General features: G+C 65.1%; 15 protein-coding genes. 5 read left to right on the top strand and 10 right to left on the bottom strand.

Going from position 1 to position 15,617, the window contains the following annotated elements; translation table 11 throughout:
- Nucleotides 1-8: 8 nt before the first annotated feature.
- On the bottom strand, nt 9-1,001 hold the full coding sequence (locus ACAG24_RS04950; protein WP_370471536.1) for an LLM class F420-dependent oxidoreductase: 993 nt from the start codon (nt 999-1,001) through the stop codon (nt 9-11).
- A 78-nt stretch (nt 1,002-1,079) separates the two neighbouring features.
- On the opposite strand from ACAG24_RS04950, the gene ACAG24_RS04945 reads away from it, so the two are divergent.
- Entirely contained in the window at nt 1,080-1,505 is a 426-nt protein-coding gene (locus ACAG24_RS04945; protein WP_370471535.1) for a pyridoxamine 5'-phosphate oxidase family protein, read from the top strand.
- Here ACAG24_RS04945 and ACAG24_RS04940 read toward each other — a convergent pair whose 3' ends face one another.
- From ACAG24_RS04940 to ACAG24_RS04930, 3 genes are all read right to left on the bottom strand, one after another.
- Complete coding sequence (locus ACAG24_RS04940) at nt 1,506-3,032, bottom strand: class I adenylate-forming enzyme family protein (RefSeq protein WP_370471795.1); 1,527 nt, start codon at nt 3,030-3,032, stop codon at nt 1,506-1,508. It lies immediately after the preceding gene.
- Between the two features lie 76 nt (nt 3,033-3,108).
- Nucleotides 3,109-4,071 (bottom strand): helix-turn-helix domain-containing protein, encoded by a 963-nt coding sequence (locus ACAG24_RS04935; protein ID WP_370471534.1) that lies wholly within the window; start codon nt 4,069-4,071, stop codon nt 3,109-3,111.
- A gap of 245 nt (nt 4,072-4,316) precedes the next feature.
- Nucleotides 4,317-4,862, bottom strand: coding sequence for a TetR/AcrR family transcriptional regulator (locus ACAG24_RS04930; RefSeq protein ID WP_370471533.1), 546 nt, complete (start codon nt 4,860-4,862; stop codon nt 4,317-4,319).
- A gap of 75 nt (nt 4,863-4,937) precedes the next feature.
- On the opposite strand from ACAG24_RS04930, the gene ACAG24_RS04925 reads away from it, so the two are divergent.
- On the top strand, nt 4,938-6,167 hold the full coding sequence (locus ACAG24_RS04925; RefSeq protein WP_370471532.1) for an FAD-dependent monooxygenase: 1,230 nt from the start codon (nt 4,938-4,940) through the stop codon (nt 6,165-6,167).
- A 3-nt stretch (nt 6,168-6,170) separates the two neighbouring features.
- Here ACAG24_RS04925 and ACAG24_RS04920 read toward each other — a convergent pair whose 3' ends face one another.
- The 4 genes from ACAG24_RS04920 to ACAG24_RS04905 all read right to left on the bottom strand — a co-directional run bounded on the left by ACAG24_RS04920 (nt 6,171) and on the right by ACAG24_RS04905 (nt 11,166).
- Nucleotides 6,171-8,318 carry a 3-hydroxyacyl-CoA dehydrogenase NAD-binding domain-containing protein gene (locus ACAG24_RS04920; protein ID WP_370471531.1) on the bottom strand — a complete coding sequence of 716 codons (2,148 nt, stop codon included), beginning with the start codon at nt 8,316-8,318 and terminating at the stop codon, nt 6,171-6,173.
- A 15-nt stretch (nt 8,319-8,333) separates the two neighbouring features.
- Nucleotides 8,334-9,545 carry an acetyl-CoA C-acetyltransferase gene (locus ACAG24_RS04915; protein ID WP_370471530.1) on the bottom strand — a complete coding sequence of 404 codons (1,212 nt, stop codon included), beginning with the start codon at nt 9,543-9,545 and terminating at the stop codon, nt 8,334-8,336.
- Nucleotides 9,546-9,747: 202 nt separating this feature from the next.
- The gene (locus ACAG24_RS04910) at nt 9,748-9,936 is read right to left on the bottom strand and encodes a hypothetical protein (protein WP_370471794.1); all 189 of its coding nucleotides are present in this window, start codon (nt 9,934-9,936) and stop codon (nt 9,748-9,750) included.
- A 111-nt stretch (nt 9,937-10,047) separates the two neighbouring features.
- The gene (locus tag ACAG24_RS04905) at nt 10,048-11,166 is read right to left on the bottom strand and encodes an alkene reductase (protein ID WP_370471529.1); all 1,119 of its coding nucleotides are present in this window, start codon (nt 11,164-11,166) and stop codon (nt 10,048-10,050) included.
- A gap of 62 nt (nt 11,167-11,228) precedes the next feature.
- On the opposite strand from ACAG24_RS04905, the gene ACAG24_RS04900 reads away from it, so the two are divergent.
- Nucleotides 11,229-12,143: a DUF5996 family protein gene (locus tag ACAG24_RS04900; RefSeq protein ID WP_370471528.1), complete on the top strand. Its 915-nt coding sequence runs from the start codon at nt 11,229-11,231 to the stop codon at nt 12,141-12,143.
- Here the strand turns inward: ACAG24_RS04900 and ACAG24_RS04895 are convergent, their stop codons facing one another.
- Entirely contained in the window at nt 12,144-12,566 is a 423-nt protein-coding gene (locus ACAG24_RS04895) for a RidA family protein (protein ID WP_370471527.1), read from the bottom strand.
- Nucleotides 12,567-12,668: 102 nt separating this feature from the next.
- On the opposite strand from ACAG24_RS04895, the gene ACAG24_RS04890 reads away from it, so the two are divergent.
- Nucleotides 12,669-13,145, top strand: coding sequence for a MarR family winged helix-turn-helix transcriptional regulator (locus tag ACAG24_RS04890; protein WP_370471526.1), 477 nt, complete (start codon nt 12,669-12,671; stop codon nt 13,143-13,145).
- 1 nt (nt 13,146) lies between these two features.
- Here the strand turns inward: ACAG24_RS04890 and ACAG24_RS04885 are convergent, their stop codons facing one another.
- The gene (locus ACAG24_RS04885) at nt 13,147-14,157 is read right to left on the bottom strand and encodes a helix-turn-helix transcriptional regulator (RefSeq protein ID WP_370471525.1); all 1,011 of its coding nucleotides are present in this window, start codon (nt 14,155-14,157) and stop codon (nt 13,147-13,149) included.
- Between the two features lie 215 nt (nt 14,158-14,372).
- Between ACAG24_RS04885 and urtA the strand changes: the two genes are divergently transcribed.
- Nucleotides 14,373-15,617, top strand: coding sequence for an urea ABC transporter substrate-binding protein (gene urtA, locus ACAG24_RS04880; protein WP_370471524.1), 1,245 nt, complete (start codon nt 14,373-14,375; stop codon nt 15,615-15,617).

Below are 15,617 nucleotides of genomic sequence, written 5' to 3'. Positions count from 1 at the left end.
AACGCTTCTCACGCCAGTGCGGGGATGACCTCCCGCTCGAACAATTCGATTCCCGAACGGTCGTAAGCTGCTTCCGGGAAGTAACAGATCGCGTATTCGCAGCCCAGACCCCTGAGCCTCTGCAGCGCTTCCACGAGTTGTTCAGGGGTGCCACTTCCGGCCTGCGGGGTGCTCATCGAGTTGAGCATGGCATCTGCGGCGGCCTCACCGGTCAGCCCGCTGATTCGCGAGCGCACCGCGGCCAGCCGGTCCTTGACCTCACCCTCGGTGGTGGCGACCACTGCGTTGATGTTCGCCGACCGGACGATCGCGCCGAAATCCGTGCCGAGGTCCCGACAGTGGTCGGCCAACACCTGCGACTTGTGCTCGAACCCCTCTGGTTCCGACGTGAAGTTCGTGTACTGCGCATACTGTGCCGCGATCCGCAGCGTGACCTTCTCGCCGCCTCCGGCGATCCACAACGGGATGCCACCCTTCTGAAGCGGTCGCGGTGCCACGATGGCACCGTCGACCTGGTAGTGCTTTCCGTCAAAGGTGACGACGCCGTCGCGCCATGCGTCGCGCATGATCTGCACGCCCTCGTCAAGTCGCGCCAGACGCACCCCCGCCGACGGGAAGCCGTAACCGTAGGCGCGCCACTCGTGCTCGTACCATCCGCCACCGATACCCATCTGGATCCGCCCACCGGAGATGACATCAGAGGTCGCAGCGACTTTCGCGAGGTATGCGGGGTTGCGGTAGCTCATCGCCGTACACATCTGCCCGAGCTTGATCCGCGACGTCGTCGCGGCGAAGGCAGCCATCAACGACCATGCTTCGTGGGTGGCTTCGCCGGTGGGGACAGGCACCGTGTGGAAGTGGTCGTACACCCACAGCGAATCCCAGGCGTCCCCCCGGTCGACGTACGTGGCGAGATCACTCATCACCCGCCATTGATCGGTTGGTTCGATTCCGACGAGGTCGAGTCGCCAGCCCTGCGGAATGAAAAGTCCAAAGCGCATGGTTCCGACTCTAGGTGGACGTCGGTGTCCGCGGGACGTGTCGTCGAGTTGTCACCCGTGATCAGTAGCGTAAAAGTCATGGCCCTTTCCAAGGAAGAACGCGAGCAGTTCCTGGCCGAGCCGCACATCGGCGCGCTGTCGGTGTCGAACGGAGACAATCGAGGCCCGCTGACCGTGCCGATCTGGTACCAGTACACACCCGGCGGCGACCTGTGGTTCAACACCGGCCGCGGTTCGCGCAAGCACCAGTTGATCGAGGCGAGCGGTTTCGTGTCGATCATGGCCGAGCGTCTGGAGCCCACCGTGCGCTACGTCGCCGTCGACGGACCCGTGCTACGCATCGAACCGGGCACCGATGAGCAACTCGTCGAGATGACGAAGCGCTACCTGCCTCCCGAGAGCGTGGACGGCTACCTCGAGTTCGCCCGGCGCGAGCACGGCGAAAGTGTGGCCGTGTTCGTCAAGACGGCGCACTGGCTGTCCGCCGACCTCGGCTCCGTGTAGCTATCCGTCGTAGAGTGCCGCCACCGCCGGCAGGCTCACTTTGAGCGCCGGGTTGCGCGGCAGTTCGTCGACCGCAGCGAAGGCGACCGGCACGTTGTAGACGGGAAGTGCTTGACGCACCACGTCTTTGAGTTCGTCGTCGGACGGCATTGCGGCACCTGGAAAGATTTCGATCGCCGCGAACGGCACCTGGCCCAGCCTGGGGTCGGGTACCCCGACGACGCAGGCGTCGCGCACCGCAGGGTGCGACATCAGCACTCGCCTGACCGCCTCAGGCTGCACCTTGAACCCTCCGCGGTTGATAGCGCCGTCGGCGCGCCCGTGCAGTGTGACGAACCCGTCGTCGTCGATGCTTGCGATATCGGTGGTGCGGATCCAGTGCGCACCGATCGGAGCGACTTTGGCTTCGAGCAGTCCCTGTTTTCCCGGCGGCAACACCGCTTCGGTCTCGGCGTCGATGATTCTCAGCTCCGTGTCCGGCAGAGGACGCCCCACACTGTTGCGCTTCGTCTCGCCGAAGTCACGCAACATGTCCGGAGTCCACGCGCACAAAGAGCCCGCGAACTCGGTGGCACCGTAAGCCAGCCGGATCGGAATGCCGTATCGCTCTTCGAATTCATCGCGCGTCTCGGGATCCAGCGGTCCCGAAGCGCTGATCAGAAATTCCAGCGATGCGAGGTCGGCAGGGGGCACGTCGGCATCCAGAAGCATCCGAATCACGGCGGGTTGCACTCCCGCGCGGGCAACACGATGACGCTTCACCGCGTCTACCCAGCCCTCCACGCTGAAGCGCTCCATCATGGCGATCCGTCGCCCGTTGTAGATGCCGGCGATCAATTGGCACACCCCGATACCGCCGAACTGCCAGTACGCGAACTCAGGTGGTGCGTCGGCGGCCGCCTTCTCCCCCGCGGTCACGCTGAACACCGTGCGTTCCAATACGTGGATCCTGATCGCCTGTCGCTTCGGCGGTCCCGTGGTGCCGCTCGTCAGGATCTGCAGCGCCACACCGGGTTCGGCGGGGGCGTGGGTCTTCGACGAGTCCCGTCGCTCCAATCCCGCGACGTGGTCGACGATCGGTTCGGTGAGCGAGACGGCAATCCCCGCGCTGCCGATTCCCGCGGCCGCGGCCACGACCGGCGATGTCCAGTCCTCCGCATCGGCCACCACCGCGGAGAGGTTGAGCCGCTCGACGTCACGGGCAATCGCCTCCGGCGATTGGAACGAATAGATCATCGACACCGTACGGCCGACGGCCAGGAACCCAGCGATGGTCGCGGCGTGCTGCAGCCGGTTACGGACGATCAGTCCGACCGGTGCGTCGTCGGCCACACCCGCCTCACGCAACCTCGCTGCGATCGCGCCGCCGTACGCCGAAACCTCGTCGCCGGTGTACCAGCGCCCGCGGAACTCAATGCAGGGGCGGTCGCCGTAGCTGTTCAGCGCTGCCGCGATGCTTGCGGTAAGCCTTTCGGTCACTCCGCCATTGTGACGGACCGACCGGTGCGACGTTGCCGCACTCCACATGATCACAATGCAGGAGGCGTGTTCGGCGCCCATGCACCCGCGCAGTCCGTCGTCGACGCGTCCGCGAAGCTCGCGGCTAACCGGTGAACGCGCTGCGGTAGTCGCTCGGAGTGGTGTGCATCTGCCGCACGAAGTGATGGCGATACGTCGCCGGTGACTCGAACCCGACGCGGGTCGCGATCTGTTCGATCGAGAAGTCCGACGATTCGAGCAGCTCGAGACTGGCCTGGATGCGTTGTTCGGTGAGCCACTTGATCGGCGTGGTGCCGGTGGCTTTCGCGAACTGCCGCAGAAAGCTGCGGCGCGACATCATCGCTTGGGCTGCAAGCTCATCCAAGGCGATGGGCCGGTCGAGATTCGCGAGCGCCCAGGCCATCCCCGAGGCGATACGCCCGTCTGTGGCAGGCTCCGGAACCGGCGTCTCGATGTACTGGGCCTGACCCCCACCTCGATGCGGCGAGATGACCAGCCGGCGGGCGACGTCGTTGGCGACCCGCACCCCGTAGTCGGAACGCACGATGTGCAGGCAGAGGTCCAGCCCCGCAGCGCAACCGGCACTCGTGAGCACGCGGCCGTTGTCGACGTACAGCGGCGCCGGGTCGATGTTGATGTCGGGATAGGCCTTTTGAAGCTGGTCGGTGTAGATCCAGTGGGTGGTGGCGGTCCGGCCGTGGAGCACGCCCGCTGCCGCCAACGCGAACGCGCCCGAACAGATCGAGACCAGCCTGGCGCCGCGGGCATCGGCGGCTTTGATCGCCTCCACGAGTTCCGGTGAGGCCGGCTCGCTGACGTCACGAATGCTGGGGATGACGACGGTGTCGGCGGCAGCGAGATCGTCGAGTCCGTACGACGTTCGCACGGTCGCACCGCCGAGAAGGCGCACTTCGGCTTCTTCGGAACACAATTTGACCGAATACCAGGGGCGGACGATCCCGGCGGAGAACCTTTCCGACAGCTCGGTCATCCCGAAGATCTCCGCCGCCAGCCCGGACTCGAAGCCCGACATGCCGTCGTAGGCAAGGATCGCGACAGAATGCATGGCACTATCTTAACGAACAGCGGCCCTAGGGCCACTGTTGACGCCCGCCGTCCATCGGCAGCATGGAAGCATGTTCTACCAACGACGCACTTTACAAGAGCAGCTGCGACGAATCGTGTTCAGCCGCAGACTGTTTGCACACATGAGCGACTTCGCGGCGGGAATCCATGCCGCCAATGGCGTCGCTCATGGCATTTCACCGTCCAACACTTCGATCGCACGGAGATCCGCCCACTGAGCAGAGGTCAGATCCCCAGGGCGGCCATCGCGCCGTCGACAGTCTCCTCCCGCAACGCGCCATGAGGGGCGTCCGGGAACTGAAGCACGCAATCCTGGAGGCCACCGAAGGCGATGACAGCGCGAGTCGACTGCGCCAGCGTCGGATTTCGGCCGAAGACCAGTCGGCCCAACCGATCCCGCCACCCCAGCATCGCGTCGATCAGCCCCAGATCGGCGACGGTGGTCAGTTCCGCGACGATCAGCACGAGATCCGCACGGTGCCGGTAGTGGAAATCGAAATAGCCCTCAAGTAGCTCGCGTGGTGTGGCGCGCTCACTCTCGGGCCTGAGTTCCTGATCGTGGACGAAGCGTTCGCCATCGTCGATGAGGGGCTGAATGATGCTCCGCACCAGGTCGTCGCGGGACTTGAAGTGGTAGTACAGCGCCGGCTTGGTGATACCCAATCGATCGGCGATGTCCTGCAGGCTGGTTCGCTGGACGCCTTTCTGTGCGAACAGATCACGGGCCACGTCCTGAATGGACTCCCGGGTCTGCGGTGCCGGTCGCGTCACGTTGCCACCCTAGCCGACTTAACGGTAGGTAAGCTACGCTCAGTGTGTTTACCGACCGTTAAGTAAGGACAGATCATGAAAGTTCTGATCCAGGGTGCGAGCATCGCCGGCCCGGTGTTGGCCTACTGGCTCGCCCGCTACGGTGCCGACGTCACCGTCGTCGAACGTGCCCCGGCCCTCCGCAAGACCGGCGGCCACGCCATCGACCTGTTCCGGCCCGCGGTGGAAGTCTCCGAGCGGATGGGCGTACTCCCGCAGATCGAGCACCTCGCCACAGGAACCGCTGTGCTGATGGCGCATCGTCCGTGGGCTGCGCGCCCTGCACGGATCGATTACCTGAAGCTTGAGAAGACGATGTCCGATCGCCACGTCGAGATCATGCGAGACGACCTCAGCGAGGTCTATTACACCGCCTGCCGAGACGACGTCGACTTCCGGTTCTGCGATCGGATCACCGACATCGCCGACGACGGCACCGTGACGTTTGCCCAGGCACCCTGCGAACGGTTCGACGTCGTGGTGGGCGCCGACGGCCTGCACTCCGGGGTTCGGCAACTCGTGTTCGGCGACGTGCCCGAACAATTCCTGGGCGGCTACCTCTCCGTCGTGTCGGTTCCGAAAGCGCTGGCTCACACGGGTGAAATGACAGGCTACTTCGAACCCGACCGCGTCGCGATGGTGTACACCGCCGACCACCTCGTCGATGCTCGGGCAGTGTTCATCTTCCGTCCCCGGTCACCGATCGACTACGACCACCGCGCCGTCGACCGTCAGAAAGTCGAGCTGCGCAACGCTTTTGCGGGTGTCTCCACCGAAGTCGACCACTGGCTGGCAGAACTGGAGCGCACACCCACGTTCTATTTCGACGCCATCACCCAGCTGGAGATGGCGACGTGGTCGCGCGGACGCGTGACACTGGTCGGCGATGCGGGTTACTGCCCGGGGCCGGCTGTCGGGGGCAGCACCAGCCTGGCCGTCTACGGCGCATATGTTCTCGCGGGTGAGATGGCCCGAGCCGCTGGTGATCATGCGACGGCCTTCGCCACCTACGAAAAGATCATGACGCCGTCGGTGCTCGGCAGCCGCAAACTGGCGCGGGCGAACGCCACGACGATCGTTCCCGGAAGCCGCTGGGGAGTCAGAGCACTCGTCGGAATCGGCCGAGCGATAACGGTGCTGCCGCTGAGTGTGACGCAGGCGATCGCGCGGCTCAACGACAGGGGTGTTCGCCTCTACGACACCATGCCGCTCCCCGAATATGACGAGTCCCCCGAAGCCGTTGCGGCTCCGGGGGACTCAGTGTGAAACTCAGCCCTCCAGCGACGCGGGCGGGTTGAAGCGATCACCGTACTTGGCGGCGAGTTCCTTGGCACGGGCCACGAAGGCGGCCTTGCCGACGCCGCCGGCACCCTGGTAGCCGACGATGAACTGCGCGCTACCACCGGTATAGGGCGGGAAGCCGATGCCCATGATCGAGCCGATGTTCGCATCGGCGGTCGAGGTCAACACGCCCTCGTCGAGGCACTTCTGGGTCTCCAGAGCCTCGGCGAACAGCATGCGGTCGATCATGTCCTGCAACGGGATGTCGCCGCTGCCGCCCTTGAATGTGTCGGCGAGCCCGTCCCAAAGGCCCACGCGCTTGCCGTCGACGTATTCGTAGAAGCCGGCGCCCTTCAGACGCGACGGACGGCCGATCTCGATCATCTTGTTGACGACAGCCTCGGCGGGATGCGGCGTGTAGGTGCCGCCCTCGTCCTCGGTCGCCTTGCGGGTGGCGATCGCGATCTTCTGCATGAGCTCCAGGTTGAGCTCGTCGGACAGCTGCAACGGCGGCGCCGGGTAGCCGGCCTGCGAACCCGCCTGCTCGATACTGGCCGGGGCCACACCCTCGCCGAGCATCGCCAGCGCCTCGTTGACAAAGGTGCCGATGACACGGCTGGTGAAGAAGCCGCGGCTGTCGTTGACCACGATCGGGGTCTTGCCGATGGCCAGCGTGTAGTCGAACACCCGGGCCAGCGCCTCGTCAGAAGTCTTCTCGCCCTTGATGATCTCCACCAGCGGCATCTTGTCGACCGGCGAGAAGAAGTGGATTCCGATGAAGTCTTCCTGGCGCTTGACCCCGGCCGCGAGACCGGTGATGGGCAGCGTCGAGGTGTTCGAGCCGAGCACCGCATTGGGCTCGACGATGTCCTCGATCTCCTGGAACACCTTGTGCTTCAGCTCGACCGACTCGAAGACGGCCTCGATGACGAAGTCGACACCCTTGAGGTCGGCGGCATCGGCGGTCGGTGTGATCCGGGCCAGCAGCGCGTCGGACTTCTCCTGCGTGGTGCGACCGCGCTCCAGCGCCTTGGCTTCCAGCTTCTCGGAGTAGCCCTTGCCCTTCTCGGCCGCCTCCAGCGAAACATCCTTCAGCACAACGTCATATCCGGCTTTGGCCGAGACGTAGGCGATACCGGCACCCATCATGCCTGCGCCGAGAACACCGATCTTGTTGATCTTCTGCGGCTCGATGCCGTCGGGGCGCGAGCCGCCGCCGTTGATGTGCTGCAGGTCCAGGAAGAACGCCTGGATCATGTTCTTCGCGGTCTGACCCGTCACCAGCGTGACGAAGTAGCGGCTCTCGATGCGGGTGGCGGTGTCGAAGTCGACCTGCGCGCCCTCAACAGCGGCGTCCAGGATGGCGCGCGGGGCCGGCATCGGGGCGCCCTTGAGCTGCTTCTTCAGCAGTGCCGGGAACGACGGGAGGATTGCGGCCAGGGCCGGATGCGACGGCGTACCGCCGGGCATCTTGTAGCCCTTCTGATCCCAGGGCTGGGTGTGGGCTTCCGGATTCGCCTTGATCCACGCCTTGGCGGCGGGGATGAGTTCGTCCACACTGCCGACCAATTGGTCGACCAGGCCGATCTCCTTGGCCTTGCCCGGCTTGAAGCGGGTGCCCTGCGAGAGCACCTCCATGAAGGCCTTCTGGATGCCGAACATGCGCACGGTGCGCGCGACGCCGCCACCGCCGGGAAGCAGGCCCAAGGTCACCTCGGGCAGACCGATGACGACACCCTTGGTGTCGGCGGCGATGCGGTGATGACAGGCGAGGGCGATCTCCAGGCCGCCACCCAGCGCCGCGCCGTTGATCGCGGCCACGACCGGCTTGCCGAGGGTCTCCAGCTTGCGCAGGTCGGCCTTGATGAACTCGACCTCGGCGAACGACTCGGCCGCGTTGTCGGGGCCCACGTTCATCATGCCCTTGAGGTCACCGCCGGCGAAGAAGGTCTTCTTCGCGCTGGCGATCACCACACCGGTGATCGAATCCTTCTCTGCTACAAGCTTTTCCACGGCGTTGTGCATGGATTCCTTGTAGTGCTCGTTCATCACGTTGGCCGAACCGGTCGGATCGTCCAGCGTCAGGGTGACGATGCCGTCGGCATCCTTGTCCCACTTGATGGTGTTCTCTGCCATGGTTTCTCGTTCTCCCTAGACCCGCTCGATGATGGTGGCCACGCCCATGCCGCCGCCGATGCACAGCGTCACCAGCGCACGACGTGCGTTGCGGCGCTCGAGCTCGTCGACCATGGTTCCGGTGATCATGGCGCCCGTGGCGCCCAGCGGGTGGCCGAAAGCGATGGCGCCACCGTTGACGTTCAACTTCTCGTCGGGGATGTTGAGATCCTTCTGGAACTTCAGCACCACCGAGGCGAAGGCCTCGTTCAGCTCGAACAGGTCGATGTCGTCGACCGTCAGCCCTGCGCGGTCGAGCACCTTCTTGGTGGCCGGGGTCGGGCCGGTGAGCATGATGACCGGGTCGGCGCCGCTCGTGGCGGTCGCGATGATCCGGGCCCGCGGGGTGAGACCCTGTGACGCGCCTGCCTTTTCACTGCCGATGAGCAGCAGCGCGGCGCCGTCCACGATGCCCGAGCTGTTGCCGCCGGTGTGAACGTGGTTGATCTTCTCGATGTAGTGGTACTTCTGCAGCGCCACGTCGTCGAACCCGCCCATCGCGCCGACACCGTCGAAGGCGGTCCGCAGCTTGCCGAGGCTCTCGACCGTCGAACCGGGACGCATGTGCTCGTCGTTGTCGAGCACGACCAGACCGTTCTGGTCCTTCACCGGCACAACGGACTTGGCGAAGTAGCCGCCCGACCATGCGGCCGCCGCCCGCTCCTGCGAACGCGCCGCGTAAGCGTCGACATCCTCGCGGGAGAAGCCCTCGATGGTGGCGATCAGGTCGGCGCCGATGCCCTGCGGGACGAAGCCGATGCGGTAGTTGGTCTCCGGATCGCTGGCCCATGCGCCGCCATCGGAGCCCATGGGCACCCGGCTCATGGATTCGACGCCACCTGCCAGGACGAGATCGTCCCAGCCCGAGCGCACCTTCTGGGCGCCCAGGTTGACGGCCTCGAGGCCCGACGCGCAGAACCGGTTCAGCTGGAAACCGCCGGTGGTCTCGGGCAGGCCCGCCACCAGTCCGGCCGTGCGGGCGATGTCGCCGCCCTGATCGCCGACGGGCGAGACGACGCCGAGGATGACGTCGCTGATCAGGTTTTCGTCGAGGTCGGGGTAGCGCGCACGGATCTCGTCGATCAGGCCGACGACCAGGTTGACCGGCTTGATCTCGTTCAGCGAGCCGTTCTTCTGCTTGCCGCGAGGCGTGCGGATGGCCTCGTAGATGAAGGCTTCTTCGGACATGTGCTCTCCAGGTCCTGTTCAGGTAAGTACCGCGGTCCGCAGACAAGCCGCGACCACGGGGAGGCTGATCCTCTATCGGCGATGCTAGCAGCCTCGCCCAACCGCTTGGTTGGGCCCTGGTGGAGCACTGCGGCCAGACACGAACTCGCACGATCCGGTCGTGGATCGTGCGAGTTCGTGTCTGGTCGTGAAAAGCCGAGGCCTAGTCGGGCGAGCCCTCGGAATCGTCGAAGAAGGACCATTCGCCGTCGTGCTCGACCTCCATGCGCCAGCCGAGCTCGTCGTTGTCGGCCTTCTGGTCGACGAACCAGGCGTGCGCATCCTCCGCGCTTTCGATGTCCTTGGTGTCGACGATGTCACCCTTGGGATTCAGAACACGGTAAGTAGCCATGCCAGGCGTGATTCCCACCGGTGGAAGTATTCACACCTTGCGCATCTGTGACAGATTCACGCAGGTGCGGACCAGAGGGCGCGCCACCAGCTCGCGGGTGATGGTCCGCGCCTAACCGGCGAGTCCGGACAGCGCCTCCACGCCGGACTGGTCCAGCGTCGGATAGTCGATGTATCCGGCAGGCCCCGGGGCGTAGAACGTCGCCTCGTCGGGCTCGTTCAGCGCAGCCCCCAGCTGCAGGCGGGTCACCAGGTCCGGGTTCGCGAGGAATCCGCGTCCGATCGCCGCTGCGCTGATCACGCCCCAGCTGGCGAGATTCTCGAGCACCGCGAAATCGGTTCCGACCGTGCGTGGGGTGTTGAGGATCAACGGACCCTCCCACACCGTCCGTACGGCGGCGAACGCCGGCTTCGACGGCTCGATCACCACGTGGAGGTAACCGATGTTCAGTGACTTGATCCGGCACAACAAAGCCTCGTATGCGCTGCTGTCGTCGAGTTCGCGCATGTCGCCGGCCTTGTTTCCGGGCGAGATCCGCAGCCCGACGCGTTCGGCGCCGATCTCGTCGACGACGGCCTCGACGACCTCGGCGGCCAACCTGGCGCGATTCTGAGGCGAGCCGCCGTAGGCGTCGGTGCGCTGATTGACGACGTCGGAGAGGAACTCATGCAGGAGATAGCCGTTGGCGGAGTGGATTTCGACTCCGTCCATGCCGGCATCGATCGCGCGCCGTGCTGCGGAGCGGAATTGCCCGACGATCGTGGCAATCTCAGCCACTGTCAGCGCGCGCGGCACCGGCAGCGGCTTCTTGCCGGTCGGCGTGTGGGTCAGCAGCTCAGCGGCCACCGCCGACGGGCCGACGGTCTCGAAACCGCTGATGTCCGGATGTGCCATCCGCCCCACGTGCCACAGCTGGACGAACATCTTGCCGCCGGCGCGATGCACCGCCGACGCGATCTCGGCCCACTTGTCCTGCTGGCGGTCGGTGTAGATACCCGGGGTGTTCATGTAGGCGCCGTTGGCTTGTTCGCAGACGGCGGTTGCCTCGCTGATGATGAGGCCCGCCTGTGCCCGCTGAGAGTAGTATTCGGCGGCCAAATCCGACGGGGTACCGTCGGCGTCGGCGCGAGACCTGGTCAACGGCGCCATGAAAAGCCGATTGGCGGCGACGGTGCCACCGACCTCGATGGGCTTGAGCAGCGCGGAATCCTCGGCAAGCGTGAACGTCATGCTGGACTCAGCGCAGAGCGAACGGTATTCATTCCCGCGGCCGTATCACCGACACTGGACCGATGACACAGGCTGAGTCTCACGGGGCCGACACGTGGCCGACATTGGTGGTCGAGGATTGGCAGGACACCCGCGACACGGTCCACCTCTGGACGCAGATCGTAGGCAAGGTGAAATTGGCCGCCACACCGCGGGTCAATCACTGGTGGAACGTGCCGCTCTATGTCGACGCGCGCGGCCTGACTACCTCGTTGATGAGCTGGCAGACAACCGATTTCGATGTCAGCTTCGACTTCATCGAGCATGTGCTGAACATTCGGGTGACCGACGGTAGGTCACGCAGCATGCCGCTGGAACCCCGCTCGGTGGCAGATTTCCACGCCGAGTTCCGGCGCCATCTCGACGATCTCGGCATCACCGTGCCGATCAGCCCTACCCCGGTGGAGCTCGCCCATGCGATCCCGTTCGCCGAGGACACCACCCACGCCAGTTATGACGCCGCCGCGATGACGGATTTCTGGAAGTCTCTGGTCAGCGCGCACCGCGTGATGAGCGCCTTCCGCGCCGACTTCAACGGAAAGAACAGTCCCGTCCACTTCTTCTGGGGCGCATTCGATCTGGCCGTGACTCGGTTCTCCGGCCGCGGCGCACCGCCCCACCCGGGCGGGGTGCCGAACTGTCCCGACTGGGTGATGACGGAGGCCTACAGTGACGAGGTGTCGAGCGCCGGCTACTGGCCGGGCGGCGCCGAGGAAGGCGTCTTCTATTCCTACGCCTACCCTCAGCCCGAGGGCTTCGACACCGCCGACGTCGGTGTCGACGGGGCCTACTTCGACACTGCTCTCGGCGAGTTCGTGCTGCCCTACCGCACGGTGCGCACCGCATCCGAACCCGACGAGCTGCTGCGCTCGTTCCTCGACAAGACCGCGGCGCTGGCCCAGGATCTGGCCGAATGGCCGAACTCTGGAACAGACTGATCAGGCACGATTCTCCACCACGGCGGTGACGCGGATCTCCACCCGCATCTTCGGCAATCCCAGCACGGTCACCCCGGTCTGCGTCCAGATGGGCGCGTGGTCGGGCATGCGCGCGCGGAACTGGGCCACCATCACGTCGTTGTGCGCATCGCCGATGGCGTCGGGCTGACTCGCCACGTGGTAAGAGTTCACATGCACCACGTCGCGCCAACCGGCACCCGCTGCGGCAAGCGTGCGTTCGACGTTGTCGAAGGCCCGCACGATCTCGTCTTCGAGGGACTCGGGAAAGTTCAGGTCGTCGTCCACACCGCCTTGACCGGATATCTCCACCCAGTTGCCGATGCGTACCGCCTGGCTGTAATGCAGTGAATCACGCAGCTTTTCGCCGTAACCGGGAGTGGCGAAGAATTCGACCTCGGACATCAACAGTTCTCCTTTGACTTCATGCGTGAAGTGAACACTATCGTCAATCACTTCATGCGTGAAGTTATTCCGCAGTGGGGAACCCACCGCTACTGTGCAGGCATGGCTCGAGAAGACGACCCGGGGTGGTTGACCGCCGAGGAGAAGGCGGCCTGGACCGGCATGGCGGCCCTGATGCTCCTGCTGCCCGGAAAGCTGGATGCGGCGCTGCGCCCGGTCGATCTGACCCTTTTCGAGTACCTCACACTCAGCCATATCTCCGAAGCTCCCGATCGCCGCATCCGCATGAGCGAGCTGGCATTCCTGGCCAACGGCTCTCTGTCCAGGCTGTCCAACGTCGTGAAGCGTTTCGAGCAGCGTGGCTGGGCCACCCGCTCACCTGACCCGGCCGACGGTCGCTACACCTTGGCCGAACTCACCGACGCCGGGTACCGACTCGTCGTCGAGGCCGCCCCCCTCCATGTGCGTTCGGTCCGCGCGCTCGTCCTCGATCCGCTCTCCCCTACCGACATGCGCGCGCTGGCGCGGATCGCGGACAAGATGCGGGTGGTGCACCCGAACTTTTCCCAAAAGGATTGACTCAGACCGCGATGCGTTCGCCGCTGCCGAAGTCGCGCAGCACCCGCGCCGACAGCAAGCCCAGCGAGATCGCCGACGACGCACACGACGCCCGGTTGGGTGCACCGAGTTTGGCGGAGGCGCTTTCCAGATGGTGCCCCGCGGTACGTGAGCTGATGAACAGATGAGCGGCGATCTGGGCGTTGGTCAGCCCGCACACCGCCAACGTCAGCGCATCCAGTTCCCGTGGCGTGATGCCCCTCGGCAGCGGGCCCCGCGACACCAGCAGTACCGCGCCGAGGCTGTCGCCGCGGTACCGCGGCGACGTCGCGATCCGCCGCACGTGCAGCCACGATATGCCGTCGTGGAAGCGCAGGACGTCGGGGGCGATCACCGGTGCCGCATGGAAGGCCTCCGCGATGTCGCTGACGAGAGCCTCGTCCACCGGGGTGTCCAAGGTGTCACCGCACCGCAGCAGGTGGGCCCGGCCGAAGCCGTCGACGGCCCAAGCCTGCGCGTTCGGGGCGACGAGCTCGGCGACCATGCGAGGCCTCAGCGAGAAGTCCAATTGTTCGGCCATCTGCGTACGCAGCGTGTTGATCTCCGCGACGTCGTCGTCACTGGGATACCGCGAATCGTCGCAGTTGACGTGGATGGTGCCGACGTAGGTGCCGTCCCTCGTGATCAGCCGCGCCGACAAACCTTCGTCAAAACCCGCGGGGCGGAACACGTTGTTGACCGAGTAGCCGCCTCGGTAGTCGGGGAAGTCGCGCCAGCGCAGCGCGCCGAGACCGTGCACGCGCATCGAGTCGAACAACGGATCGTTGTCGACGAACCAGTTGTTGAAATGGTCCATCACTTCGCTGGGGTAGTCGTGGTTGGCGACACCGATGTGCCTGCGCTGGATGGGATCCCACAGGCAGATCGCGGATGCCGACGACTCGGCGCGGGTGGCGAGTGTGTCGAGCAGGTCGTGCGCGCGGGTCTCGATGCTGGCACCACTGCCCAGCACGTCGCCATAGATCCCGGCCATCGCACTCTTCCCTCGAGACAACCCCCATTTCTCTGGACATCATCAGCAGGCCGTGTTTCCGGGATGTTTCGAGTCGGAGGCGCGGGCGAAAACGCTTCGCCGAATTGGGAGATTCGTCCCATGGCGGCCACACCGGGTGGTTCATACGCTGGGCGCCACGAAGACTCGTCGCACAGTGTCGTGCGCGCTGCAACACCTCACTAAGGCGGCACACCATGAAACGATTGCGTTCCACCGTGGCCTTGCTGGCGACGGCGGCTCTGCTCACCGCGGGATGCGGAAGCCGCGCGGGCGACGAAGGCTCGTCCGCGGCAGCCCAGCAGAGTTGCGTCGACACCTCGGGCGACTCCATCAAGGTCGGAGCCATCAACTCGCTGTCCGGCGGCCTCGCCGTCAGCGAATCGGTGATCCGCGATGCGATCACCCTGGCCGTCGAACAGGTGAACGCGTCCGGTGGTGTCCTCGGCAAGCAATTGGAGCTGATCGGTGAGGACGGCGCCTCGGAGCCGACGATCTTCGCGGAGAAGGCTCAGAAGCTCGTGCAATCCGACTGCGTCGCGGTGGTTTTCGGTGGATACACCTCGGCCAGCCGCAAGGCGATGCTGCCGGTGTTCGAAGACTCCAACGCACTGCTTTACTACGGTCAGCAGTACGAAGGGCTGGAGAGCTCGCCCAATATCTTCTATACCGGCGCCACCACGAACCAGCAGATCATCCCGTCGCTGGACTACCTCAAAGAGCAGGGTGTGAAGTCGCTGTACCTGGTGGGCAGCGACTATGTCTTCCCGCGCACCTCGAACGCCATCGTCAAGGCATATGCATCGGCCAATGGCATCGAAATCAAGGGCGAGGACTACACGCCCCTGGGCAGCACCGACTTCTCCACGATCGTCAACAAGATCCGGGCTGCCGATGCGGACGCGATCTTCAACGTCGTGGTCGGCGACTCCCTCAACGCGTTCTTCCGTGAGTACCGCAGCGCGGGGTTGACCGCCGAGCAGATGCCGGTGATGTCGATGTGTGTGGGCGAGGAGGAGGTACGCAGCATCGGCGCGCCGACGCTCGTCAACCAGCTGTCGTCGTGGAACTACTACCAGACGCTGGATTCGCCGGCGAACACGAAGTTCGTGGCGGACTTCAAGGCGCGGTTCGGCGCCGACCGGGTGACCTCCGACCCGATGGAATCGGCCTACGCCGCCGTCATGCTGTGGAAAGCCACTGTGGAGAAGGCGAATTCGTTCGCTGTTCCGGACATCCAGAACGCCGCCGACGGGGTCACCGTCGACGTCCCCGAGGGTGCCATCACGCTCGACGGTGAGAACCACCACGTGACGAAGACGGCGCGTATAGGCAGGGTGGCCGAGGACGGCTTGATCTACCAGGTGTGGGCGTCGCCCGCGCCGATCGAGCCCGACCCGTACCTGAAGAGCTATCCGTGGGCCGCCGGGATCACGGGCTGA

The organism is Mycobacterium bulgaricum (genome assembly GCF_041287165.2).
Classification (GTDB): Bacteria; Actinomycetota; Actinomycetes; order Mycobacteriales; family Mycobacteriaceae; genus Mycobacterium; species Mycobacterium bulgaricum.
The sequence above is the reverse complement of the archived record's forward strand: the minus strand, read 5'-3'. Positions and strand labels throughout refer to the sequence as shown.

Bases quoted from the DNA above. Each gene is read 5' to 3' on its own strand.
- ACAG24_RS04950 (WP_370471536.1), bottom strand. From the start codon at position 1,001: ATGCGCTTTGGACTTTTCATTCCGCAGGGCTGGCGACTCGACCTCGTC.
- ACAG24_RS04945 (WP_370471535.1), top strand. From the start codon at position 1,080: ATGGCCCTTTCCAAGGAAGAACGCGAGCAGTTCCTGGCCGAGCCGCAC.
- ACAG24_RS04940 (WP_370471795.1), bottom strand. From the start codon at position 3,032: ATGTGGAGTGCGGCAACGTCGCACCGGTCGGTCCGTCACAATGGCGGA.
- ACAG24_RS04935 (WP_370471534.1), bottom strand. From the start codon at position 4,071: ATGCATTCTGTCGCGATCCTTGCCTACGACGGCATGTCGGGCTTCGAG.
- ACAG24_RS04925 (WP_370471532.1), top strand. From the start codon at position 4,938: ATGAAAGTTCTGATCCAGGGTGCGAGCATCGCCGGCCCGGTGTTGGCC.
- ACAG24_RS04920 (WP_370471531.1), bottom strand. From the start codon at position 8,318: ATGGCAGAGAACACCATCAAGTGGGACAAGGATGCCGACGGCATCGTC.
- ACAG24_RS04915 (WP_370471530.1), bottom strand. From the start codon at position 9,545: ATGTCCGAAGAAGCCTTCATCTACGAGGCCATCCGCACGCCTCGCGGC.
- ACAG24_RS04910 (WP_370471794.1), bottom strand. From the start codon at position 9,936: ATGGCTACTTACCGTGTTCTGAATCCCAAGGGTGACATCGTCGACACC.
- ACAG24_RS04905 (WP_370471529.1), bottom strand. From the start codon at position 11,166: ATGACGTTCACGCTTGCCGAGGATTCCGCGCTGCTCAAGCCCATCGAG.
- ACAG24_RS04900 (WP_370471528.1), top strand. From the start codon at position 11,229: ATGACACAGGCTGAGTCTCACGGGGCCGACACGTGGCCGACATTGGTG.
- ACAG24_RS04895 (WP_370471527.1), bottom strand. From the start codon at position 12,566: ATGTCCGAGGTCGAATTCTTCGCCACTCCCGGTTACGGCGAAAAGCTG.
- ACAG24_RS04890 (WP_370471526.1), top strand. From the start codon at position 12,669: ATGGCTCGAGAAGACGACCCGGGGTGGTTGACCGCCGAGGAGAAGGCG.
- ACAG24_RS04885 (WP_370471525.1), bottom strand. From the start codon at position 14,157: ATGGCCGGGATCTATGGCGACGTGCTGGGCAGTGGTGCCAGCATCGAG.
- urtA (WP_370471524.1), top strand. From the start codon at position 14,373: ATGAAACGATTGCGTTCCACCGTGGCCTTGCTGGCGACGGCGGCTCTG.